General features: G+C 47.1%; 27 protein-coding genes and 1 riboswitch. Of the genes, 6 read left to right on the forward strand and 21 right to left on the reverse strand.

All coding sequences use genetic code 11. The features are described 5' to 3' along the window. Nucleotides 1–177 precede the first annotated feature (177 nt). On the reverse strand, nucleotides 178–507 hold the full coding sequence (locus tag J2S00_RS15435; protein ID WP_307341784.1) for a hypothetical protein: 330 nt from the start codon (nucleotides 505–507) through the stop codon (nucleotides 178–180). Between the two features lie 115 nt (nucleotides 508–622). Between J2S00_RS15435 and J2S00_RS15440 the strand changes: the two genes are divergently transcribed. Beyond that, nucleotides 623–2,152 carry an AbgT family transporter gene (locus J2S00_RS15440; protein WP_307341787.1) on the forward strand — a complete coding sequence of 510 codons (1,530 nt, stop codon included), beginning with the start codon at nucleotides 623–625 and terminating at the stop codon, nucleotides 2,150–2,152. A gap of 75 nt (nucleotides 2,153–2,227) precedes the next feature. Here J2S00_RS15440 and J2S00_RS15445 read toward each other — a convergent pair whose 3' ends face one another. From J2S00_RS15445 to thiE, 6 genes are all read right to left on the reverse strand, one after another. Beyond that, entirely contained in the window at nucleotides 2,228–2,500 is a 273-nt protein-coding gene (locus J2S00_RS15445) for a hypothetical protein (protein WP_307341790.1), read from the reverse strand. 22 nt (nucleotides 2,501–2,522) lie between these two features. Next, the gene (thiD, locus tag J2S00_RS15450; protein ID WP_307341791.1) at nucleotides 2,523–3,332 is read right to left on the reverse strand and encodes a bifunctional hydroxymethylpyrimidine kinase/phosphomethylpyrimidine kinase; all 810 of its coding nucleotides are present in this window, start codon (nucleotides 3,330–3,332) and stop codon (nucleotides 2,523–2,525) included. Nucleotides 3,333–3,387: 55 nt separating this feature from the next. Next, entirely contained in the window at nucleotides 3,388–4,557 is a 1,170-nt protein-coding gene (thiO, locus tag J2S00_RS15455) for a glycine oxidase ThiO (protein WP_307341794.1), read from the reverse strand. A gap of 46 nt (nucleotides 4,558–4,603) precedes the next feature. Then, the gene (locus J2S00_RS15460; protein ID WP_370875887.1) at nucleotides 4,604–5,410 is read right to left on the reverse strand and encodes a thiazole synthase; all 807 of its coding nucleotides are present in this window, start codon (nucleotides 5,408–5,410) and stop codon (nucleotides 4,604–4,606) included. 3 nt (nucleotides 5,411–5,413) lie between these two features. Next, the gene (gene thiS, locus J2S00_RS15465) at nucleotides 5,414–5,614 is read right to left on the reverse strand and encodes a sulfur carrier protein ThiS (protein ID WP_307341796.1); all 201 of its coding nucleotides are present in this window, start codon (nucleotides 5,612–5,614) and stop codon (nucleotides 5,414–5,416) included. Between the two features lie 61 nt (nucleotides 5,615–5,675). After that, nucleotides 5,676–6,305, reverse strand: a complete 630-nt coding sequence (gene thiE, locus J2S00_RS15470) for a thiamine phosphate synthase (RefSeq protein WP_307341798.1) — start codon at nucleotides 6,303–6,305, stop codon at nucleotides 5,676–5,678. Between the two features lie 64 nt (nucleotides 6,306–6,369). After that, nucleotides 6,370–6,460: riboswitch (TPP riboswitch) on the reverse strand. A gap of 121 nt (nucleotides 6,461–6,581) precedes the next feature. On the opposite strand from thiE, the gene yfkAB reads away from it, so the two are divergent. Together yfkAB and J2S00_RS15480 are read left to right on the forward strand one after the other, a co-directional pair. Further along, complete coding sequence (gene yfkAB, locus J2S00_RS15475; protein WP_307341801.1) at nucleotides 6,582–7,751, forward strand: radical SAM/CxCxxxxC motif protein YfkAB; 1,170 nt, start codon at nucleotides 6,582–6,584, stop codon at nucleotides 7,749–7,751. Nucleotides 7,752–7,850: 99 nt separating this feature from the next. Further along, on the forward strand, nucleotides 7,851–8,714 hold the full coding sequence (locus J2S00_RS15480) for a YitT family protein (protein WP_307341804.1): 864 nt from the start codon (nucleotides 7,851–7,853) through the stop codon (nucleotides 8,712–8,714). A gap of 47 nt (nucleotides 8,715–8,761) precedes the next feature. On the opposite strand, the gene htpX is transcribed toward J2S00_RS15480, so the two are convergent. The 3 genes from htpX to J2S00_RS15495 all read right to left on the reverse strand — a co-directional run bounded on the left by htpX (nucleotide 8,762) and on the right by J2S00_RS15495 (nucleotide 11,129). Beyond that, entirely contained in the window at nucleotides 8,762–9,652 is an 891-nt protein-coding gene (gene htpX / locus J2S00_RS15485) for a protease HtpX (protein ID WP_307341806.1), read from the reverse strand. Nucleotides 9,653–9,766: 114 nt separating this feature from the next. After that, entirely contained in the window at nucleotides 9,767–10,534 is a 768-nt protein-coding gene (gene nfsA / locus J2S00_RS15490) for an oxygen-insensitive NADPH nitroreductase (RefSeq protein ID WP_307341809.1), read from the reverse strand. 10 nt (nucleotides 10,535–10,544) lie between these two features. Then, nucleotides 10,545–11,129, reverse strand: coding sequence for a hypothetical protein (locus J2S00_RS15495; RefSeq protein ID WP_307341812.1), 585 nt, complete (start codon nucleotides 11,127–11,129; stop codon nucleotides 10,545–10,547). A gap of 193 nt (nucleotides 11,130–11,322) precedes the next feature. Between J2S00_RS15495 and J2S00_RS15500 the strand changes: the two genes are divergently transcribed. Next, nucleotides 11,323–11,640, forward strand: a complete 318-nt coding sequence (locus tag J2S00_RS15500; protein WP_307341815.1) for a hypothetical protein — start codon at nucleotides 11,323–11,325, stop codon at nucleotides 11,638–11,640. A gap of 33 nt (nucleotides 11,641–11,673) precedes the next feature. On the opposite strand, the gene J2S00_RS15505 is transcribed toward J2S00_RS15500, so the two are convergent. From J2S00_RS15505 to ehuB, 6 genes are read right to left on the reverse strand one after another with little or no spacing between them, the layout of a single operon-like run. Further along, nucleotides 11,674–12,204 carry a metallophosphoesterase family protein gene (locus tag J2S00_RS15505; protein WP_307341817.1) on the reverse strand — a complete coding sequence of 177 codons (531 nt, stop codon included), beginning with the start codon at nucleotides 12,202–12,204 and terminating at the stop codon, nucleotides 11,674–11,676. 18 nt (nucleotides 12,205–12,222) lie between these two features. Next, complete coding sequence (locus tag J2S00_RS15510; RefSeq protein ID WP_307341819.1) at nucleotides 12,223–12,465, reverse strand: DUF1128 domain-containing protein; 243 nt, start codon at nucleotides 12,463–12,465, stop codon at nucleotides 12,223–12,225. Nucleotides 12,466–12,516: 51 nt separating this feature from the next. Continuing rightward, on the reverse strand, nucleotides 12,517–13,314 hold the full coding sequence (ehuA, locus tag J2S00_RS15515; RefSeq protein WP_307342012.1) for an ectoine/hydroxyectoine ABC transporter ATP-binding protein EhuA: 798 nt from the start codon (nucleotides 13,312–13,314) through the stop codon (nucleotides 12,517–12,519). A gap of 32 nt (nucleotides 13,315–13,346) precedes the next feature. Continuing rightward, nucleotides 13,347–14,066, reverse strand: a complete 720-nt coding sequence (ehuD, locus tag J2S00_RS15520; RefSeq protein WP_307341822.1) for an ectoine/hydroxyectoine ABC transporter permease subunit EhuD — start codon at nucleotides 14,064–14,066, stop codon at nucleotides 13,347–13,349. Continuing rightward, entirely contained in the window at nucleotides 14,063–14,761 is a 699-nt protein-coding gene (gene ehuC / locus J2S00_RS15525; RefSeq protein WP_307341824.1) for an ectoine/hydroxyectoine ABC transporter permease subunit EhuC, read from the reverse strand. The genes ehuD and ehuC overlap by 4 nt, the downstream gene beginning before the upstream one ends. A gap of 29 nt (nucleotides 14,762–14,790) precedes the next feature. Then, nucleotides 14,791–15,708: an ectoine/hydroxyectoine ABC transporter substrate-binding protein EhuB gene (gene ehuB, locus J2S00_RS15530; protein WP_307341827.1), complete on the reverse strand. Its 918-nt coding sequence runs from the start codon at nucleotides 15,706–15,708 to the stop codon at nucleotides 14,791–14,793. A gap of 266 nt (nucleotides 15,709–15,974) precedes the next feature. On the opposite strand from ehuB, the gene J2S00_RS15535 reads away from it, so the two are divergent. Together J2S00_RS15535 and J2S00_RS15540 are read left to right on the forward strand one after the other, a co-directional pair. After that, nucleotides 15,975–16,925, forward strand: coding sequence for an AEC family transporter (locus tag J2S00_RS15535; RefSeq protein ID WP_307341830.1), 951 nt, complete (start codon nucleotides 15,975–15,977; stop codon nucleotides 16,923–16,925). A gap of 104 nt (nucleotides 16,926–17,029) precedes the next feature. After that, nucleotides 17,030–17,179, forward strand: a complete 150-nt coding sequence (locus tag J2S00_RS15540) for a YjcZ family sporulation protein (protein ID WP_307341833.1) — start codon at nucleotides 17,030–17,032, stop codon at nucleotides 17,177–17,179. A 32-nt stretch (nucleotides 17,180–17,211) separates the two neighbouring features. On the opposite strand, the gene J2S00_RS15545 is transcribed toward J2S00_RS15540, so the two are convergent. The 5 genes from J2S00_RS15545 to J2S00_RS15565 all read right to left on the reverse strand — a co-directional run bounded on the left by J2S00_RS15545 (nucleotide 17,212) and on the right by J2S00_RS15565 (nucleotide 21,829). Further along, complete coding sequence (locus J2S00_RS15545; protein ID WP_307341835.1) at nucleotides 17,212–17,883, reverse strand: ferritin family protein; 672 nt, start codon at nucleotides 17,881–17,883, stop codon at nucleotides 17,212–17,214. A gap of 176 nt (nucleotides 17,884–18,059) precedes the next feature. After that, nucleotides 18,060–19,040: an ROK family glucokinase gene (locus tag J2S00_RS15550; RefSeq protein WP_307341838.1), complete on the reverse strand. Its 981-nt coding sequence runs from the start codon at nucleotides 19,038–19,040 to the stop codon at nucleotides 18,060–18,062. A 53-nt stretch (nucleotides 19,041–19,093) separates the two neighbouring features. Further along, nucleotides 19,094–20,185, reverse strand: coding sequence for an ABC transporter ATP-binding protein (locus tag J2S00_RS15555; protein WP_307341842.1), 1,092 nt, complete (start codon nucleotides 20,183–20,185; stop codon nucleotides 19,094–19,096). Nucleotides 20,186–20,301: 116 nt separating this feature from the next. Further along, on the reverse strand, nucleotides 20,302–21,267 hold the full coding sequence (locus J2S00_RS15560; RefSeq protein WP_307341846.1) for a PucR family transcriptional regulator: 966 nt from the start codon (nucleotides 21,265–21,267) through the stop codon (nucleotides 20,302–20,304). A gap of 46 nt (nucleotides 21,268–21,313) precedes the next feature. Next, on the reverse strand, nucleotides 21,314–21,829 hold the full coding sequence (locus J2S00_RS15565; RefSeq protein WP_307341849.1) for a hypothetical protein: 516 nt from the start codon (nucleotides 21,827–21,829) through the stop codon (nucleotides 21,314–21,316). Nucleotides 21,830–21,889: the final 60 nt, after the last annotated feature.

A 21,889-nucleotide genomic window follows, 5' to 3' on the forward strand; every position in this document is an offset into this window, starting at 1 on the left:
CCATCATAAGGCCCATCTGATTCCTTATTTAGAATCATTCTAAATAATTGATAATGATTTTCATTGTTTAACATCAGTATATTACAGAGCCCTCTTTTACGTCAATGACCATAGTGAAAACGGTTATCGTTATCCGTGGACAATTTGTTAAAAGATAGGGGCGGTCAGCATCGCCTCTTAGGTCATCCGTGCCGATAAGACTGATTGATCCAGTTCAATATGAAGTTTCACTTTTTGGTTCATGAAGCTATCCAAAACTTCAAGTAGAGGATATTTTTCTAACAGAAACAACTTTTTCTTTTCATCATACATCAGCTTTCCCGATGTAATCAGCTGCCCTGAATCTAACTGGTCATGTTCGTCCGTTATCATTTCAATGGTGATGGTTATTCTTTTCCCGTTCAGAAAATGCAAAATGGAATTAATATTAAAAGTGCCCACCCGGATTTTAACCGGCTGCCCTTCTTCAAATTGTAAAACTCCTTGCCAAGTTCCCTTTGTCTTCATTCCGCACACTCCCTTCTCCTCTATTGTAGCTGAATTTTTAAACAGAGCAACATTATGATACAATAAGTTTTGTTCCCGCTTGCATCTACTAACATCAAGGAGGAGAGGGGATTAAATGATACAACAACGTCGAAGCGTGGTGCAGCGGTCACTCGATGCCATTGAACAGATGGGGAATAAGCTCCCCCATCCCATCACCCTGTTTTTCATCTTTGCCTTTCTCGTTGTGATTATTTCAGCCCTGTTTTCGGCCATGGGTATCATGGTGGAAGATCCACGCAATGAAGGGGAAATCCTGACTGTGAAAAATCTGCTGAGCGCCGATGGCATTCAGTACATGTTTACCAGTGCGGTGGACAATTTTACTGGATTTGCTCCCTTAGGCACTGTGCTGGTCACCATGCTAGGAATTGGCATTGCTGAACGTTCAGGCCTGATCAGCACCATGTTGCGTGGATTGGTTACCTCTGTTCCCAGACAGCTCTTGACAGCCACATTGGTCTTTGCCGGTATTATGTCCAGTATGGCCGCTGATGCAGGATATGTAGTTCTTACTCCCCTTGGCGCTGTACTGTTTGCTGCCCTGGGACGGCATCCGCTTGCTGGTTTGGCCGCCGCCTTTGCCGGGGTGTCGGCCGGGTATAGTGCCAATTTGTTACTCACCTCATTGGACCCCCTGTTGGGATCGTTAACCCAGCAAGCAGCGGCCACTTATGATCAAGCTTACGCTGAAACGATCAATCTGGCCATGAATTATTATTTTATGATCGTGTCAGTCTTTGTCCTTACCCTGGTCGGAACGTATGTCACAGACAAGATTGTTGAGCCCCGTTTGGGGAGTTACGATGGCGGGATTCAGGCAGAAGAAGTGAATAAGCTTAAGCCCGAGGAGAAAAAAGGCTTAATCGGAGCAGGCATTGCCTTTATTGTAACCTGCGCTGTCTTGGCCTTGCTCATTGTTCCTGAATGGGGGCCATTGAGAGGTCCGGAAGGGGAAATTGTTAATTCACCCTTCTTTATGTCCCTGGTACCGGTTATTTTGATTATGTTCCTGGTTCCTGGATTGGTTTATGGCATTATCACTAAAAATATTACAACAGACAAAGATGTGGCCGATCAAATGTCTGACACCATGGCCACCATGGGCGCCTATATTGTCTTGGCATTTGCCGCTGGCCAGTTTGTAGCTTACTTTAATGAAACGAACATGGGCATTATCCTGGCCATAAGAGGAGCCGAATTTATTGAATCGACCGGTTTCACCGGGATTCCGCTCATCCTGACTTTTATGGTTGTGGCTGGCTTTATCAATCTGTTTATTGGCAGCGCCTCAGCCAAGTGGGCCATTATGGCACCTGTCTTTGTTCCCATGATGATGCACCTTGGTTATTCACCAGAACTGACCCAGGCTGCCTACAGAATTGCCGACTCAACCACTAACATTATTACGCCCTTGATGCCCTACTTTGCCATTGTGATCGCTTTTGCCCAAAAATACGACAAGAAAGTCGGCATTGGTACATTGATTGCCACCATGCTGCCCTACTCTATTGCCTTCAGCATTGTATGGGTGGTCATGCTGGTCATCTGGCTGCTGTTGGGCATTGATCTTGGCCCGGGATCACCGATCCACTACACCAGGTAAGAAATTGCACCAAACCTGGATTTTGGCATCAGAACAGAAACGCAGTAGAGAGCAGCCCAAGGGCTGCTCTCTTACTTAAATCTTAAAAGGTGACAAATCCAGCAACATGACCACGTAAGCATCATTCATCTCCTCATCATCCTCAATGGTGATCAGCTTATAATCTACTTCCCCTAATCTATGATCACCTTTGTACAGTATGACACGGGTGGCGTAATCTTCCAACTTAAGGTCATAGCCCAATTTTCTGAGCGTTAACAACAAGGTCTTATCCCAGGCGACCCGCCCTTGTTCAAACCTCAACTGGTTCCCGTAATTTTCTTCCAGTACATCCATCAGCGTTGTCATGAACTGTCCCTCCCAAACAGGACTATGATTCACGAGCTTGTAATTGACGGTAAGCACCGTGATGGGTCGGCCCAATGCCTTGACCGACCTCCAAAGCATGCTCAATGGCACATGTAATAAATGCTTTGGCCACCTTAGCAGCTTCCGGCACCGATTGTCCCTTGGCCAATTCGGCGGCTATGGCAGCGGCAAAGGTGCAACCCGTTCCGTGGGTATGCTTGGTGGCTACCCGCTTGGCCGGCAAATAGGTAAAGGACTCACCGTCATAGAGGACATCCGTTGCCTCTTCATTTTGCAGATGGCCGCCCTTTAAAATAACATACTGCACACCCAGCTCATGGATCTTCCGGGCCGCCTCCTCCATGTCTGGCAACGACCGGATCCCTTTTTCTCCAATCAGCACTTCTGCCTCAGGGATATTAGGCGTAATGACAGTGGCCAGTGGGATAAGAGCTGTGCGCAAAGCCTCGATTGCCTCCTCTTGAAGCAATGACTGGCCTCCCTTGGCCACCATCACCGGATCCACAACAATGTTATTCACTTGATAGTCCTGTAATTTGCCTGCTACCGCTTCAATAATCTCGGCACTAAACAGCATCCCGGTTTTGACCGCATCAACTCCGATGTCACTAAGAACCGCTTCCAACTGGGCCTCCACCGCCTCAACTGTCTGGGGATAGACGCCATGCACACCTTGGGTGTTCTGGGCTGTCAGGGCTGTTATAACACTCATGCCGTAAGCACCTAGTTCTTGAAAAGTTTTCAAATCGGCCTGGATGCCGGCTCCCCCGCCGCTATCTGATCCGGCAATGGTCAGGGCACGATAAACCATCCTCGCTCATCCTTTCTTGTCAGATTAAAAGTAAACCTGTTCTGTTCAGAGATATCTACTGGAAACGGTGTGGATCAAACATATCTATCTTGACGTTTGGCTGGCGTCCTTCCACCACATCGGCAATGACCTTGGCTGTTACGGGACTTAACAATATACCGTTGCGGTAATGGCCGCTGGCCACAATCACACTAGGCATGTGACGGAGACGGCCCAAGAGCGGATACCCATCCTGGGTGGCCGGTCGCAAACCTGCCCAGCGGTGAAAGGGGTCCTTCTCCTTTAAAAAAGGAAAGAGATGACGGCTCCATTTTACAAGACGGTCTATTCCTTTTTCTGTGGTAGACGTGTCAAAGCCGGCAATATCTTCCGATGCGCCGCACACAATCGTACCGTTGCCTTTGGCTAACACATATCCCTGACTGGAGAAAATAATGTGCTTGATTTTTTCTTGACCTTGCTGGTAAGCACAGATTTGCCCGCGGATTGGAACCACAGGCAGCCGCACATGCACATCCCCTTCAAAAAAAGAGGTCCAAGCACCACTGGACAGCACACATTGATCGGTACTGAACATGCCCTTTTGCTCCGTTACCAACAGCACTCCATCCTGTTCAATGGCTTTAAACCGTACCTCACCAGCTTCCTGGACAAGATTAACACCAAGCTTTTGGCACGCCGTTTGAAGGGCTTTAACATAATCCGGCGCATAGAGATGGTGTTCATCAGGATAGTACACAGCGGCCACTGCTGCTTTGGTTAAATGGGGTTCCAGGCGGAAGAGCGCTTCGCCGCGTACGATTTCGGCCTGGACATGCCAATCCTTTTGCCACTCCAGGCGGCTTTCCAAGGCCAATTCATCTGCTTCATGGAAAGCCAGATGCAAACTGCCCGATTCACTGTATTCAAAATCCTGGCCGGAGACGGTTCGCACTTCTTGCTGCCAGTCAGGGTACAGCTTTAAGCTCTGCTGACAAAGAGTGAAAAAATCATCCGGGTCCTCCCCGATTTCTGAATAGGGGGCCAGCATCCCTGCTGCCGCCCCTGTCGCTTGTCCCCCGCATATTCCTTTTTCCACTACTGTCACCTTAATCCCCCGCTTGGCACATTCAAAGGCAATACTAAGTCCGATCACACCCCCGCCCACAATCATCAGCGGGGAGTGGGATGAAACGTTAGCCAGAGGAGATGATAATCGTGATCCAGTTTTTGTGGCTGTTGTCATTGTTTCCATTTGCTTCCCCACTCTCTTTGTGTGCTGATCAAGGCCCCTACTTCAGCATAAAGGTTTGCGGACTGCTGGCTGTGGCATATTTCTTTTTGGGAATTCTTCCGGCCAGGTAAGATAAACGCCCCGCTTCAATCGCTAATTTCATAGCCCGGGCCATCTTAACCGGATCTTTGGCTTTGGCAACAGGGGTATTCATCAGTACCGCAGCAGCGCCCAATTCCATGGCTTGGGCCACGTCTGCAGCAGAACCTAGACCGGCATCGACAATGATGGGCACATTGGCCTCTTCAATGATGAGACCCAAGTTATAAGGATTTAAAATACCTAATCCTGTCCCAATCGGCGCCCCTCCCGGCATCACTGCAGCTGCACCTGCTTCTTCCAGCCGCTTGCACAGCACCGGATCATCTGAAGTGTACGGTAAAACAACAAATCCTTCCTTCACCAGCTGTTCTGTTGCTTTGAGCGTCTGTACCGGATCGGGCAGGAGTGTTTTTTCGTTGACACTGATCTCCACTTTGATCCAATCTGATAGTCCCGAGGCCCGGGCCAGACGGGCAATTCTGATTGCTTCATCGGCTGTTTTGGCGCCGCTGGTATTAGGCAGATAGGTAAATGACATCCCTTCCAAATGTTGCAGAATGGCATCTTCATCAGGATACTCTAAATTTACCCGGCGAATGGCAAAGGTCAACACCTCTGCCCCCGACGCCTTAATCGCTTCATTCTGGATGTACGGATTGGGAAAGCGGCCGGTGCCAAGGAAAAAACGGGAACGCAAAGTTTTTCCGGCAATGACCAGCGGATCATTTTTCAACATGGGCTCGATCGATACTTTGTCTGGCATGGTCTAACCTCCTCCTACAAAATGAACCAGCTCAACTTTGGCTCCAGGCTTCAATTTGTATTGGCCCCACTCGGAGCGATGCACAATGTGACCATCTACTTCGGCTACCACATGGCTTTTGTTTAATTGATAGTGTTCTATCAATTCCTCGAGGGACTCACATGCCACATTTGTTTCTTTACCGTTCACAATGAGCGTTTTCACCGTTCTCACTTCCTTTTAACTCGTGCATGGACATGTATACTTGCACTATTAGCCTCATTGCTTACTTCCTGACCTGTTTAATCTTGCTGGCAAAGGCACGGGCTGCCCCTTGCACATCCTCCGCTCCGACAATGGCACTAACAATGCAAATGCGCTCCGCCCCTGCTTCCAGTACCTGATCCACATTATGCAGCTTGATGCCCCCAATGGCCACAAAAGGAATACGGATATGCGCCACGACTTCCCGCACATACTCCAGGCCAACCGGGTCAACGACATCCTCTTTGGTAATGGTTGGGAAGACAGGGCCAACACCTATATAATCAGCCCCTCCTTCCTCCGCCCGCTTGGCTTCCTCCAACTTGTGAGTGGAGATCCCGATGATTTTATCTGGGCCCAGGATTTTTCGCGCTTCTTCCAATGGCAAATCATCTTGGCCCAAATGAACGCCATCTGCATCAACGGCCAAGGCAATGTCTACATGATCGTTGACAATGAAGGGTACATCGTACCGTACACATAAGTCTTTGAGATGCTTGGCCATATCCAGCAGTTCTCTTTTGGTTTTCTTTTTTTCCCGCAGCTGTACGATGTCAGCTCCACCATTAATTGCCTCTTCAATGACCTCAAGATAGTTCCGCTCCGGGTAAAATTGTTCTCCTGTAATGACATAGAGTGAAAAGTCTTTCATGGTATATACCTCCTAAAAATAGAAAAACCACTTTCTGCGCAAGAAAGTGGAATCAGGCTCAGTCTAACACCAGATTCGACTTCCCTACGCTGGCATGATCCAGATCAGGTCATAAGGGTCTCTCTCAGCCCAAATGGGCACCCCTAGCCGAATTTGATACTCATATTCCCTTTTTTCCTTTAGTATAACCATAACCTTTATGAGGACTGATGTCAATCAGTCATTGACGAAACAGACCTTCTATCGTTAAATTAAGAAGGATAAGGAGGAATCGGCATGTTAAAACAAGACATAAAAAGGGTGACGAGCCCTGTCAACGCACACGCCTTGCTCCCTCGCAAGCGTGAGATTGACCCGTGGGAGTCGTTGTTTCGCCGGTTGGAACAAGGGACCAACAGCCTGACCAGTGTGGAATTTACCGTGACCAATCTGTGCAACCTCCGTTGTGAACATTGTGCCGTGGGCGATGTGTTAACAATGAAAGAGGCTGAGGCACGCATTCCTGTGGATGTATTGCTCAAACGCCTGGATGAAGTGGAAACACTGGATACCCTCAGCATTACTGGCGGGGAACCTATGTATAATAAAGAAATGATTGTTGACTACATTGTACCCTTGCTTCGGTACGCCAAGGAAAGGGGAGCGCAAACCCAGATCAACTCCAACTTAACCCTGGACTTGGAACGCTATGAGGCTATCTTACCTTATTTAGATGTACTGCATATTTCTTACAACTACCGCCATGCGAAAGACTTTTACCAGATTGCCTATGTCCATCACACACACCAGGTTTCTTTGGCCCAAGCGGAAAAAACCTTTCAGCGGTTAGTGGATAACACCAAAACACTGGCAAAGAAAGGAGTGTTTGTCTCAGCAGAATCGTTGTTAACCCCCTTTACTCGGGATAAAATCGGACAAATTCATCATCTGATCAAAGAGATGGGCTGCCAGCGCCACGAAGTACATCCTTTGTACCCCAGCGACTTTGCCCGGGACATGAAGGTGCTTAACTTGGATGAATTAAGAGAGACCTATCACAGGCTGTTGGATGAACGTGATCCGGACCTGTGGATCTTGTTTGGCACCCTGCCCTTCTATGCTTGCAGTCGAAACGAAGCGGATCTGGCCTTGATTAAACGCATTTACAGCACACCCAATACAACGGTACGCAATGACCCCGATGGACACAACCGCTTAAACTGTAATATTTTTACCGGGGAAGTGACCGTGACAGACTTTGGGGATGTCGGTCCACTTGGTCATGTGGAAGAGGACTCCTTTGCTTCCTGTTTTGCACGCTGGCAAGAGCATCCAGCCTTCCAGCCGATCAAATGCTGCTGTCCCCAAGCCCAGTGCAACGGTCCTAATCTTTTGGTTGCCCACACCTATTACCAAAGGGTTGACTTCCGCCACCGGCGCGGCATAAACCTGGCAGACTCTATTTGAGTAATGACTGAAAAACACTTGGCACTTCTGGTTTCTGTGCATGCTATAATATACATAGAAATTAAAGAAGTGAAAATATATAGTAACTGGAGTTGAATGATGAAACGCTTGGTAGACTACCTGGTTTTAACTGTTGGTTCTGTTATTGTCGCCGCAGGACTGGAATTGATTTTGGCACCCAATGAGCTGGTGGATGGGGGGATTACAGCCATTGCCATCATGGTGAATCACATTGGTGATATCCCCATCTGGCTCACATTTATCATGCTTAATATTCCGACACTGATCGTGGCTGCCAGATATATGGGTCAACGCTTTGTCTACCGGACCCTGTACGCCAACCTGATTACCGGTATTGGCTTATACTGGATGGCTCCGCTTCCCGCCATTACCTCCTCTGAAGTCCTCATTGTGCTGTATGGCGGCCTGCTGCTTGGCGTTGGCATCGGTTTGGTGGTTAAAGCGGGCGGTGCCATTGACGGCACTGAGATGATCGCCATCTGGCTGAACAAGCGTTACCATATCCCCATCAGCACCTTCTTGTTAGGCATTAATGCTATCATTTTATCGGCGGCTGCCTTTGTATTTACCATTGAAAAGGCGATGTTCTCAATTGCTGTGTTCTACATTGTCTCCAAAATGATTGACTTTGTGCTGGATGGCCTGAATCAGGGCAAGTCAGTGATGATTATCTCCGAGAAACCGGATGAAGTGGCCCAAGCCATTATGGACGAATTTGAAATTGGAGTCACCTACTTGTACGGTGAGGGGGGATACACTGGTGATCAACGGAAAATTGTATACTGCATCACCAACCGCTTTTTGTATCCCAAACTGAAAGAGCTGGTCTTAGCTATTGATGCCAGTGCGGTGATAGAGGCCTCCTACGTGGCTGAAACCACAGGCGTTAAACAGCCGGTTCCTTTTTCTTTTGACCGCTGGAATCGTGAGGACACGAAGTAAATGTTAAAGGGCTTGCTCCATCATTGTGTGGAGCAAGCCCTTTAATTTTATCTGGCTTCTAAACGGCGGATACGCTCATCTAAGTCAGGGTGGGAAGCAAACAGCTTGGACAAGCTTTGCTTATTGTTAATTTTAAGGGTTTGCAACGCTTGCTGGCTGTCATCCACCCGGTTCACATACGCCTTTAATGAAGAGAGAGCATGAATCATTTTGTCCTTTCCTGCCAGATCAGCCCCACCACGGTCAGCATGGAATTCACGGTAACGGGAGTAAGCCATCACCACGATGCTGCCTAAGATGGAGAATAAAAGCTGGAAAACAATGATGGCAATAAAATGGACAACGGGTTGCAAGTCTTCTCTGACAAAGCGAGATGCAGCAAAGGCAATAACCCGTGCCAGGAAGACCACAAAGGTGTTGATGACCCCTTGCAAGAGTGTCATAGTGACCATATCGCCATTGGCGATGTGAGCCACTTCATGGGCCAGTACTCCTTCTACTGCATCGTCATCCATCGTGTCTAAGAGTCCCGTAGAAACGGCAACAAGTGACCGTTTTTTGGTCGGACCTGTGGCAAAAGCATTCACCTCAGGAGATTGATAGATACCTACTTCCGGCATGTGAGTTAAGCCTGCTGCTCTGGACAGGCGGTGCACTTTCTCTACGATCATACGCTCCCGGGGAGAAAGAGGCCCGTCTGGATCCAACACGTGCACGCCCATCATTTTCTTGGCCATCCAGCGGGACATGGCCAATGACATAAACGCACCTGTAAAACCAACAATAGCACTAAAAATAAGCAAAGACAGAAGATTAATGCCATCGCCAGTTAGATACCATTCAAAGCCTGTTAAGGTCGTAATAAGAGATAGAACAATACCGATCGTAAGCAAAATCATAATGTTGGTCAAGATGAAGAAGAAAATCCGTCGAGCCATTCTCATCCTCCTATCCCGTATAAAATTTCCTACTGATTTTCCTACTTCATTATACCCTGTTTATGAACAGGCGAAATCCTGATCAAACTGAAGTTCACAGATTTGTCACTTTTCTTACTTCAGGGGAAAGCCCCGCTTTTCCAAAAATGATTTCATATGGGTGCGGGAGGGGGTAGAGAGCGTTTTGACCATCATATCCGACCAAGTATCTTGGCGTTTGCCTTTTGTCCTTTGAATATAGTATTGTTTTACCTCTTGATCATACTGTTTCAAGTCTTCAGCGACTGTATGGATATCCGGATAGCCATTCTCAAAATAGACGCAAGATTGGGGAAGCCGGGGCTTTTGCTCCGGATCTTGTGCTGGATATCCTAAACACATGCCAAAAACAGGATACACTTTTTCCGGCAACTGTAATAACTGAGCAACTTTATCTGGATTGTTGCGGATGCCTCCAATGTACACAACACCCAGCCCATGCGCCTCGGCCGCAACCGCTGCATTTTGAGCTGCCAGTGCCGCATCCACTGTGGCCACAATAAATTTCTCTGTTGTTTCTAGCGTTTCCGTCACATCCACACCCTTAGACTTGGTCACATAATTTAACCGGTACAGATCAGCACAAAACACCAGAAAATGAGCACATGTTTCCACATAAGTTTGATTGCCAGCATACTCTGCCAGCTTGCGCTTCAAATCCTGGTCGGTTACGCCAATGATAGAGTATGCTTGGACATGACTGGATGTGGAGGCCATTTGTGCACAGTGGATAATGCGCTCAATGGTCTCACTTGGGATCTGATCAGTGGTAAACTTGCGAATGGAACGGTGCCCCTGTAGCAACTGCACAACCTGCTTAGCCTGGTTCGGAATATTTGTCATGATACTCACCTCATCTCTTTGCTCTCTTGGTCTGATCCGGTTGTTTAGAAGTTGGGCGGTGTTTTAATAAGACTTTACGGTCCTCCAGTAAAAAGTGAACAACCACTTCACTCTCTTCTTGATTACCCGTTTCCCTGTGTTGATAAACACGCTGATATAATTCTTCTAGACTGACGAGTGTATCATCAGCCACATAAAAATGGTACTGCTTTTTTCCGGCTGGGGTCAATGTTTCATGACCAACAATTCCCTGGATGACCAATATTTTTTGATGATGTTGAGACCAAAGGACATAACAAAGGCTTTCCAGAAGCCGTCTAGTAAGCATAGGCAATTTGTCCGCAAGAATGCTTTGCCCGGAACCAAATCCAAGTCTCTCTTTTGTATATTCAGAACCGAAAATATACAGGCACATCAGGCCAGTATGCCGATTTTGCGGACGGGTGATATATTGCTGAACCGTTCTGTTAATCACAGATTGGAGCCATTTCCGGCTTGCTTGGTGGTCAATTCCAGATCTTCTTCTTTCTTGTAAAACCTGAGTATCATTGGGTTGTAAGCGCTCACATTCCAATGGTTGGTTAAAACACTCCATTCTCCCTGCCCTCCTTTTACCCATCTGGACCTGTCAACTATTCTGGATTAATATCTATTTTAGCTCATTTTTAATTAAAATAGGCTTTCATTTGTGACAAATCCTTAACTTATATAAGAATGGATTTCATTTCTATAGCCTTAACAAATAGAGAGCATGTATACTACAATAAAATACATAGGAGTGAAGAAAAATGGCTTTCCAATTTAAACTGAACGAGCGTCTAGGCATCCACATCCCTATCCTTGAACGGGACTGGGACGACTATTCACTTGCCGAACAAGCACAAATACTAAAGCAATGGGAACATTACCGCTCCGATATACCTGGCCGGATTAAAGAACTGGAACGCTTGATCGAGCGAAAACAAGAAGCGTTAAACGAGGAAGCGGATTTTGAATGTTCCTGCCGCCTGAACGACGAGATTGCTGAACTGGCCAGCATTATTAATGATCTTAATATCTGGTTCCGCATTCAGGAAGAAACGCAAACTGAAAAAGCACATCAATAAATATTCACCGGCTTATCAGTATTAATCTATGCTTTAGCTTTTAGTGGGCAGATGAAATGTGCGGCTTAATTCGGGCACCTGTTGGTAATGATGATCGTAGTAGGTGAACGCCAGCCGCTTCACCCCACGATCTCCGTCTATATCCAGCAGGATAAAAGTGGGTTTGGAGAACCCCCGTGGCACTTTAAAACTGCCGGGATTAACATATATAATCCCGTCTTCTTCAAAGCACACCGGTTTATGCGTATGTCCAAACAACACAATCTGGGCTTCTGCCTCTTGAGCCCGGTATTTCAGTTGAAGCAGAGAATAATGCACCTGATATGTATGCCCGTGAGTGATCAAAAAACGAATTCCCTGCCAGTCCAACACTTGATCAAAAGGAACATCGGCATGAAAATCATTGTTCCCTTTGACCAGGATCATTTTATTAAAAGGAAACAAATTCTCATCCACACAAAAATCCCCGCAGTGAAACGCCTGGTCAAAGGAAAAAAGTGAAGCGACCCGCGCTACTTCTTCAGTTAACCCATGGGTATCACTGATGATCAATGCTTTGGTCACCCTGCATCCTCCTGATGATTATCTTTTTCTCATTTTCCCTAGTTCAGTCAGGATTGAATCAAGCTCACTCATGGTAAAATGATTTTTTTTGCGCATTAGTTCATAAAGGTCTAATAAGTCTTCATACTGGTCAGTGTCAAAACTTTTAGGATTGATCGCAGCAGTATTGACGACATTGACCTTTTTTTTAATCCACTCAATGATATATTCAATATTTTCACGTGAAGCTTCTTCCAACGCTTCCCTGGGCTTCCCTGTCACATTATAACATCCTTTCTCTGTCACACAGCCTATTTTCTCTAGTATAACAGATCAGGATCCATTACGAAAGCGATGGATAAAGGATTGGAGACGCTCTGTCTGCGGATTTTCCAGCACTTGTTTAGGTGGCCCTTGCTCAACAATGTAGCCTTGATCCATAAACACTACACGGTCAGCTACATCATAAGCAAAATCCATCTCATGGGTAATCAGCATCATGGCCATGTTACCTTCTCTGGCTAAATCTTTAATCACCGCCAATACTTCCCCCACTAATTCCGGATCCAGAGCCGAAGTTACTTCATCAAACAACATCACTTTGGGTCTCATTACCACTGCTCTGGCAATGGCCACCCTTTGCTGCTGCCCGCCAGACAGCTGGCTGGGATAAGCATCAAGTTTATCTCCCAGCCCTACCCTTTCCAACATTTCTGTTGCCCGTTTAATCGCTTGGTCCTTTGGAACACCCTGAACATGGATAGGCGCTTCGGTACAGTTACGCAGAATGGTCATATGGGGGAACAGATTATACTGCTGAAAAACCATGCCAATGTTGGCACGGACCCGTCTCAAATGTTTTTGATCGGCAGGAACCAGCTTGCCGTTCACTTCCTTATGCCACAACGGTTCGCCATTGACTTCAATCACCCCGGAAGTGGGTTTCTCCAAGGTCATTAACATACGGGCCACGGTCGTTTTGCCAGAACCGCTGGGCCCGATCAAAGCCACTTTTTCCCCCGGAGCTATATCCATATCAATCTGTTTAAGCACTTCCAAGTCACCAAAAGATTTACTTACATTCTTGTAGCGGACGATCGGTTCCGGAGTTCCCACCGCAGAAACTTCCATAAGCTGGTGATTCTCCGCTGTAGTTGCAGAACTCATAATGTCACTTCCTCTCTTGTTACTTTTTTATTCCCACTGGCATAGCGGTTTTTCATCTTCTGCTCCAGCCGTCTGACCAAAAGGGCAGAGGGATAGCTCAACAGAAGGAATAGCAAACCTACAATGGTGATCGGTTCAATATAGCGGAAAGATTGTGAACCGATAATAAGGGATACCTGTAACATTTCTACTACGGTAATCGCCGCTAATAAAGGTGTCTCTTTAAACATAACGATTAAGTAGTTGCCAAACATGGGCAATACTGGCGGAATAGCCTGGGGCAGGATGACCTTGGTCCAAGTTTGAACCTTGGAGAAATTAAGGGCCGTACTGGCTTCCCATTGCCCTTTTGGAATTGATTCAATCCCGCTGCGGTATATTTCAGACAAATACGTACTGTAGTGCACACCCAAGCCGATAACACCCGCCGTAAACGCATCAAGGGTGACACCGATATACGGGATTTGGGGAAAGGCCATATACAGGAAAAACAACTGAACCAAAAGCGGGGTGCTGCGAATGAACTCAACAATTCCGGCAACAGTCCAAGCCAAAGGTTTAAATGTTGACCGGCGCGCCAAGGCCCAAGCCAGTCCCAGAATTAAGGCCAGCATAAATCCCAAAACGGTGGCCGACAGTGTCACCCACATCGCTTGGAAAATAATAGGGAAGACAGCCACTGCATACTCCCAATTCCAAATCACTGATGATGTCATCGGCTATACCCTCCAAGAGAGGCACGCCGCTCCAGCCAACGGGCAGTTAAGATCAGCGGCAAAGCCAGGATAAAATAGATCACGAGAAGCAATAAATACATTTCATACTGGGTTCCTGCCCCACTGGGGATCAAAATCTGTTTAACCATATAGGTAACATCGTTAACCCCAATTAAAACAACCAATGCGGTCCCCTTTAACAGCTCAATGGAGATGTTGCCGAATCCCGGCAGCATAATTTTAATCGCTTGCGGCAAAATAACCCGGCGCATGCGTTGCCAATAGGTCATATTCAGCGCAATGGCAGCTTCCGTTTGTTCCTTGGGAATGGCCAAAACAGAACTGCGCACAATTTCAGAAGCATAGGCTCCATAATTCATAGCCAAGGCCATTACTCCGACCATTAAAGCCGGCAGCTCCAGACCAAAAAACGGTAAAACATAAAAGAACCAGAATAATTGAACCAGCAGGGATGTCCCGCGGAAAAATTCCACATAAGTGATAGTTATGCCCCTGACGATTCCATATTTGGACAGACGTCCAAAACCAGCGACAAAAGCAATAATAAAGGCGAAAATAGCAGAATATACTAACAGTTGAACCGTCACACTTACACCTTGTAGTAACAATATCCATGCATCTGTTGAAAGAATGGCAATCACATCCTGTTCTAGTTTATGGTTAAAACAGGGCATCCCCAGCCAGGATGCCCTTACCCTTTTCCTTACTTCCCACAAAGTTCAACTGTTGTCATATCTCCGGGGAGTTCATCTTCAGTAAAACCAAACTGTTCATAGATCTCTAATAACTCACCGGATTCTTTTAATTGGGCCAGCACCTCATTGTATGCTTCCACAAAGTCCTCGTCTCCTTTACGGAAAGCAGCAGATCCATACCCTCTGACACTTTCACCGTCAATCACCGGCTGTGTGAAATCTTCCACAATCTCAATGGAATGGTCACCGAATGTGTCCATCACTTCACGCAAAGACGGGCCTGTCATGGTGACCGCATCGACACGGCCGGCTTTAAGGGCCTCAACTGCCGAAGGGTTGTCTTCAACATTTTGTATCTGGCTTTCGTCAATACCCATAGCCGTTAGGTATTGATGTTCAATCGCACCAGTCATAATACCCACAGTGACATCCGGGTTGGCTATGATATCTTCGTAGCTGGTCAAGTTATGCGGATTTCCAGCTTGAACAGCCAGTGCTTCCCCGATGCTGTATTCAGGTTCGGCAAACAACACTTCCTGGCACCGCTCAGGGGTGATATACATGCCCGCTGTAATCACATCAAACCGTCCAGCCTGCAGCCCTGGGATTAAGGAACCAAATTGGGATAGGCTGCCATCTATCTCCTCAATGCCCAGTTCTTGAAACACACGGCGGGCAATTTCCACGTTTAATCCGGTCAGTTCTCCTGCTTCAGTCGCATAAGCATAAGGGCGTTCGTTGGCAAAACCGACTCGAATAACCCCTTCTTGCTGTGCTCGCTCCAATGTACTTAGTTCAGACCCTTCTCCACCTGAAGACTCATTGAGATCAACATCTGGTGCCTCAATATCTTCCGGATTAGCGCCACATGCCGTTATAACAGCAAGAACCAATATCAACATGCCTATTTTTAAGCAAGGTTTCATTATGTATGTTTTCCCCCTCTGCTTTATTTTTTTGGCAATTTTAAGAATCATCATTAATCATAACAGGAACACCTCTCCAGTCACAAACAGCCCATTTTCTTATATATCTTTCTTTGTCAGTCTCAGTTGTGGTGTGCTCCAATTAGATACCAAATTCATATAATCCGCCTTATTTCCTTTCATTTCCTCACAAATTCTCCTTAACCAATAGAGATAAAGTGTCTTTATGCCCCCTCTTGCCATATGATGGGGAAGGAGGGAAAACTGTGAGTCCGTTTCATCATTTGTTTGAAGAGCTAATCGTTTTATACATCATGGCCCTGATCGGCTTCTTAGCAAAAAAGAAAGGGATATGGGACGTAAGTGCTGACAACGTTCTTACCCGTCTGTTGCTGTATATTACTTTACCTGCGCTGATTTTGTACTCGATGGACATCCCCTTTTCCAGACATCTGTTGGCCCACGCCGGTTGGCTGTGTCTGCTTTCAGCTTTTGCCCTCATAACAGCTTGCCTTGTCAGCCGTCAGTTGTCCACCTGCCTTCCGCTGTCTTCCTCCCGTGAGGGTGTGTGGCAGGGCCTTGTGACTTTTGGCAATCAGGGGTTTTTGGGGTACAGCGTCTGTTTTTTGCTGTTCGGTGAGCAAGGCATTGTTTATGCAGCCATTTTCAACATACCCTACCTGTTTTTCATTTGGACTTACGGTATCTTTATTGTGGCCAGGCATAGCACAATGCTTAACTGGTCTCAGCTCCTACTTAATCCTGGCGTGCTGGCAACTGCCTTGGGCTTTATGTTTTATTTAACCCCCTTTCACTGGCCCTCTACACTTTCATCTGTGTTAGAAAGCGTTGGTCTGATGACCATTCCGCTGTCTATGATCATGATTGGCAGCTTCATGGCCAATATGAATAAGCGAGATATGGGGCGGCTTAGTTTGAACCGTTCCCTGTGGATCGCTTGTGCCCTTAAGTTAGTACTCCTTCCTCTCCTGTTGCTTCCCTTTAGTTTTCTGCCGGTTCCCTTTATACTGGTGACCATCGCTTTTATGATCACAGCCATGCCAGCGGCTCCCACCATCTGTTTATACGCCCAGCAATATGGAAAAGACGCAACCTTTGCTGCGGCTGGGGTCACTCTCAGTACGCTCTTGGCACTGATCACTGTTCCCCTGTTGTATATGCTGGCCCAGTGGGCGGGACAAATGTGGTTTTCTTAAGTAAAGTGACAAGCGCCCAAGCCTTTTCACAACCCGGGAATAAGATATAATGTGACCTGGCAAAAGGGTCGAAACAAAGGAGAACGACGGAAGGAGGAGAGCGCATGTCCTGCTGTGGTCGTCCTGTTGGTTACGGTCCGGTAGCTGGTTATCCCCCTGTTACCCCGATTGGTGGCGGATTTGCTTTGATTGTGGTGTTGTTTATCCTGTTAATTATCGTGGGATGCGGTTGTTTCCTCGGGTTTGGCACCTAAGCAAAAAGGCCCCCTCATAAGGGGCTTTTTTTTTACGTATTGTCTTGTTCACTTTGATTTGGCATCGGTTTTGGGGATGAACCTTGGGACGGCTCCTGAAACGGAACTTGAAGTTGGTCCTCCCTTTTAAACCAAGCACTGGTGAAGTAGAGGAAGCTGAATCGGGAGGCATGCTCAATCTCGTCTGTCATCGCTCTGAAAAACGTATCCCGAATCTGTATATCATGAGACATGAGCATCATGTCCCGGTAAAATTCATAGGCTTCCAATTCGGCCAGATAGGCCTTGAATACTCCTTCTTGATACGTTTGAAAGGCAACTGGCTGAATGCGGTAGTGAGGTTGTTGTCCCGTTAAGTCAACATACAATTGGATGAAGTCTTGCAAATGGTGCTGTTCATCTTCCAGGGCATGATGGATAAAATCCTGGTGGAGCTGATCAGGAGCCATGCGCTTCAGTCGGGAGTAAAAGTCAATGGCCTGGGCTTCATCATGGATGGCTTGCAATAGATAATGTAAAATCTGATTAAAGAGGCCTTGAGCAGGAGCATGTGCGGCATTCCAACTCATGTGCATGCTGTTCCAACTGGATTGCTGATGGATACCTGGCTGATGGTTCAGGGGGATATGCATCTGCGGGAATGAAGGATATTCTTCAGGATAATATTGCTGCAGGTATTTAGGATGAGGGGAATGGTTGTTCACTCTTGACCCTCCTTTCCAGCGATTTAACCAGAGAATTGTGACGTCCTCTTGCAATATATTCACTCCCGCACCCGCCTGTGCGACTGTCCCGTTCAGCCAGCCCAATTTTTTAAAGACGCCCATCTTCCAATTAAAAAGAGTCCGCGGTATAAGAGCCGTGGACTCCTTTGATCTTTTTAAAGTCTTGCGTGAACCAGCCAAGCGGCACCAATCACACCGGCGTCGTTCCCCAATGTTGCCGGTACAATCTCAATCTCTCCTGTAAGGTGTGTCAAGGCAAATGTTTTGTACGTTTCCCGGATGGGGGAAAACAGAACATCTCCTGCTTGGGAAACCCCACCCCCAATGACGATTTTGGCCGGATTGAAACTCACCGCATAATTAGCCAGAGCAAGACCAAGGTAATAACCCACTTTATTCAACACGCCTTGGGCCAGTTGGTCTCCCTTTTGGGCCGCCTCTGCCACATGGCGGGCGGTAAGTCGGCCTGCGGAGCGACAGACAGGCCCTAAGACACTGGTTTCCGCTACAGATGGCCCAGCACTTTGTAACGCTTCGGTGGCCAACCGGACAATGCCAGTAGCCGAAGCAATGGTTTCCAAACAGCCTGTCTTGCCGCAGTTACAAGGGTGACCACCCTGGGGAACAACTGTCACATGTCCCATTTCTCCAGCACTCCCCCGGGCTCCATGGTAAATATCGCCGTGGACAATCACCCCTGCTCCCAGTCCGGTGCCCAAGGTAATGCACAGCAGCTCTGTTTCTCCTTGACCGGCTCCCTGCCACATCTCTCCTAATGCAGCGGTATTGGCATCGTTATCGACCACCACTGGCATATTAAGTAAGCTTTCCAGGCGTTCCTTTAAGGGATAGTTTTTCCAACCAAGGTTGACCGCTTCATACACAAAGCCTGATGTCAAATCCATAAACGCTGGGGCTCCGATGCCCACCCCTTTGATCCGTGAGCGGTCCGTCTGCAAGCTCCTTAGGGCCTCGTTGAGCATATCCTCCATTTGTTGAACAACAGCATCTCCGTTCCCAACAGCTGTTGGTTGAGTGGTTTTATAGACAATGTCTCCCTGTTCTGAGACTACAGCCCCTTTAATAGACGTTCCTCCAAGATCGAGACCGAAATAGTAGTGTGTGTGTGCTGTCAATCTTCTTCATCCTTTGAGTAAGATTTAAGCATGATTTTGGTACATAACGGCGCTTATTTAATACGCTCCTCTGTTTTTACATCGAAGAAGTGCACTTTGTTCATATCAAAGGCCAGTTTCAGGTTTTGACCGTTTTTCACATCTGTTCTGGAGTCAACACGGGCAATGAAGTCATTCCCGGCCAGCTTGCTGTACAGGTAAGTTTCGGCGCCCATCAATTCGGCCACTTCAATATGGGCATCGATCGCAGATCCTGGTGAGGACTCGATAAACAGCGGCTCATCGTGAATATCTTCGGGACGAATCCCCAGGATCACTTCTTTGCCAATGTAATTTTGCAGCTTTTTCATCTTGCCCTCAGGCACGACCAGTTCTTGTTCTCCAACGATAAACTTGCCATTTTCTAGACGGCCGTTAATAAAGTTCATGGCCGGGGAACCAATGAAGCCGCCAACGAACACATTGTTGGGGTAATCATACACCTCTTTAGGAGCACCCACCTGCTGGATCACGCCGTCCTTCATGACCACAATCCGTGTGGCCATGGTCATCGCTTCGGTCTGGTCGTGGGTAACATAAACAATGGTCGTTTTCAGGCGTTGATGCAGTTTGGTCAATTCAGCACGCATTTGTACACGCAGTTTGGCATCCAGGTTGGACAACGGTTCATCCATGAGGAACACCTGCGGTTCCCGGACAATGGCCCGTCCCAAGGCCACACGCTGCCGCTGCCCGCCGGACAGTTCCTTGGGTTTGCGCTCCAGCAAATGTTCAATGCCCAAAATTTTAGCCGCTTCATGTACCCGTTTTTTAATTTCGTCCTTCTTAAACTTGCGCAGTTTTAAACCAAAAGCCATGTTATCATACACATTCATATGCGGGTACAAGGCATAATTTTGAAAGACCATGGCAATATCCCGGTCTTTGGGGGGAACATCGTTAACCAGCCGGTCTCCAATATAGAGCTCTCCTTCAGAAATTTCCTCCAAACCGGCAATCATGCGCAAGGTGGTTGATTTGCCGCAACCGGAAGGCCCGACAAGGACAATAAACTCTCTGTCCTCAATTTCCAAGTGAAAGTCTTTCACTGCTGTCACTTCATCACTGTAACGTTTGTAAATATGATGCAGACGAATACCTGCCATTTCATTTCCTCCCTTGACTCATCTTAACTCCTATTGTAGATGATCAGGGCTGGGAAAACTATGTGGCAGAGTGCCAGAATTTTTTCCTCATTGTTTGTAAAAACTGCCCAAACAGGCTAGTCCAACCGGGATAAAGCCAGCAAGGCAAAATAGAGGCAAGCCGCTTGTTCAAAGTGCCGGATATCGATGCCCGTTTTTTCAATAAACTTATCCAGACGGTATTGCATGCTGTTACGATGAATGTACATCCTTTTGGCCGTCTCCGACACATTGAGGTTTTGTTCGAGAAACATGCGGATGGTACGGATCAGTTCCTGATCATCCCGGACAGGCCCGATCAGCTTGTCCACCATTTGCTCCCTTTCCTGCTGGGGAAGGGACTCCAGTAACAAATAAGGAATCAGCAGATGATAATGAAGGATTTTTTCCTTAACTTGGTAATGAAGAGCAAGATTCAAATAACACAGCTCTTGCTCCACATGATCTTTCAGTGAGGTGGGCATCTTATACATTTCGCCGAGGTAACAAACACAGTCCAGCATACATTCGGCACGTATGGTATCCAGGATGCCTCCCACCAACTCGGGCAACGCCGGCTTGTATTGATCATAGCCGGGAATCACCCACACAAACGTCTCTTGATCATAGGGAACCAGGATGCTTTTCTGTTCCAGGATGCCTTCCACAATCTGTTTGAACAGGGGGTAAAGCTCCTCAGTGTTCTGTCCGGTTTTAAAATAAACATGTCCAAAAAGGGTATTTGGCGGATAGTTTAATTTGTCCCATTGCTCATCCCAGCAACGTGGGTCATGTGTCATAAATGATTGCCAGTACAAAGCTTCATCGGCCTCTTCACAAATAGACAAAGCGGGCTGTCTCGTCACCAGCGCCTCTATTAATTGTTGACTCTTTTCGTCCAGTACTGATTGAGGGAGGCCAATCAAGCCTAACGTGTGTTCCCCATCTGTGACAGGAAAATAAGCAAATTCGGCGCGCTGTTCTTCACCGCTGACAACCACGTTTTGCTTTCCATAGATCTTAACGAGTGTGTGGTACAGCCATGTTTGTTTCAGGTGTTCCATTCCGATCACTCCGTCTGTTCGTCTCCCCTTAATTATAGCATGCTAATTACAGCATTCTAATCAATCCGAGCAGTATGAGCGCCACACTGGCCAGATAAGGAGAAAAAAGTTGCAGACGCCAATTGGACCACCGTTGTTGGCCCAACATCATTCCCCCAACCATACTTCCCAATAGCAACAGAGAGAAGATGACGGCCAACACAGCCCCGCTGCCCTGAGAGAGGCCGTAAGACAGACCAAGTAACCCCGCATCTAATTGAACAGCCACTGTAAAGAGGAGCAAATCTTTCCCACCTGGGTACAGAGGTGGTTGTAAGCTAATCATGATGCCAATCACCATGAGGGCCAAACCAATCACAACTTCAAAAAAACGGATGGAAAGAAAATCTCGTAACCATTGCCCGATAAAAGAAAAAGAAAGGGTGATTAAAAAAACGGATATAATAATAGCCACTAGATGATACCAGACAACAACCACACGGCGAGTGGCAAACCCAAACCCGGCTATTGCGCCGGTCAGTGCCGTCAACAAACATAGCATGGTCCATTTGATCAGCTCCATGGCGTTCCCTCCCATTGTCATTGTATGTCCCAAGCGTCACAATCATGTAACAATATAGGA

It is taken from the genome of Caldalkalibacillus uzonensis (genome assembly GCF_030814135.1).
Classification (GTDB): domain Bacteria; phylum Bacillota; class Bacilli; order Caldalkalibacillales; family Caldalkalibacillaceae; genus Caldalkalibacillus; species Caldalkalibacillus uzonensis.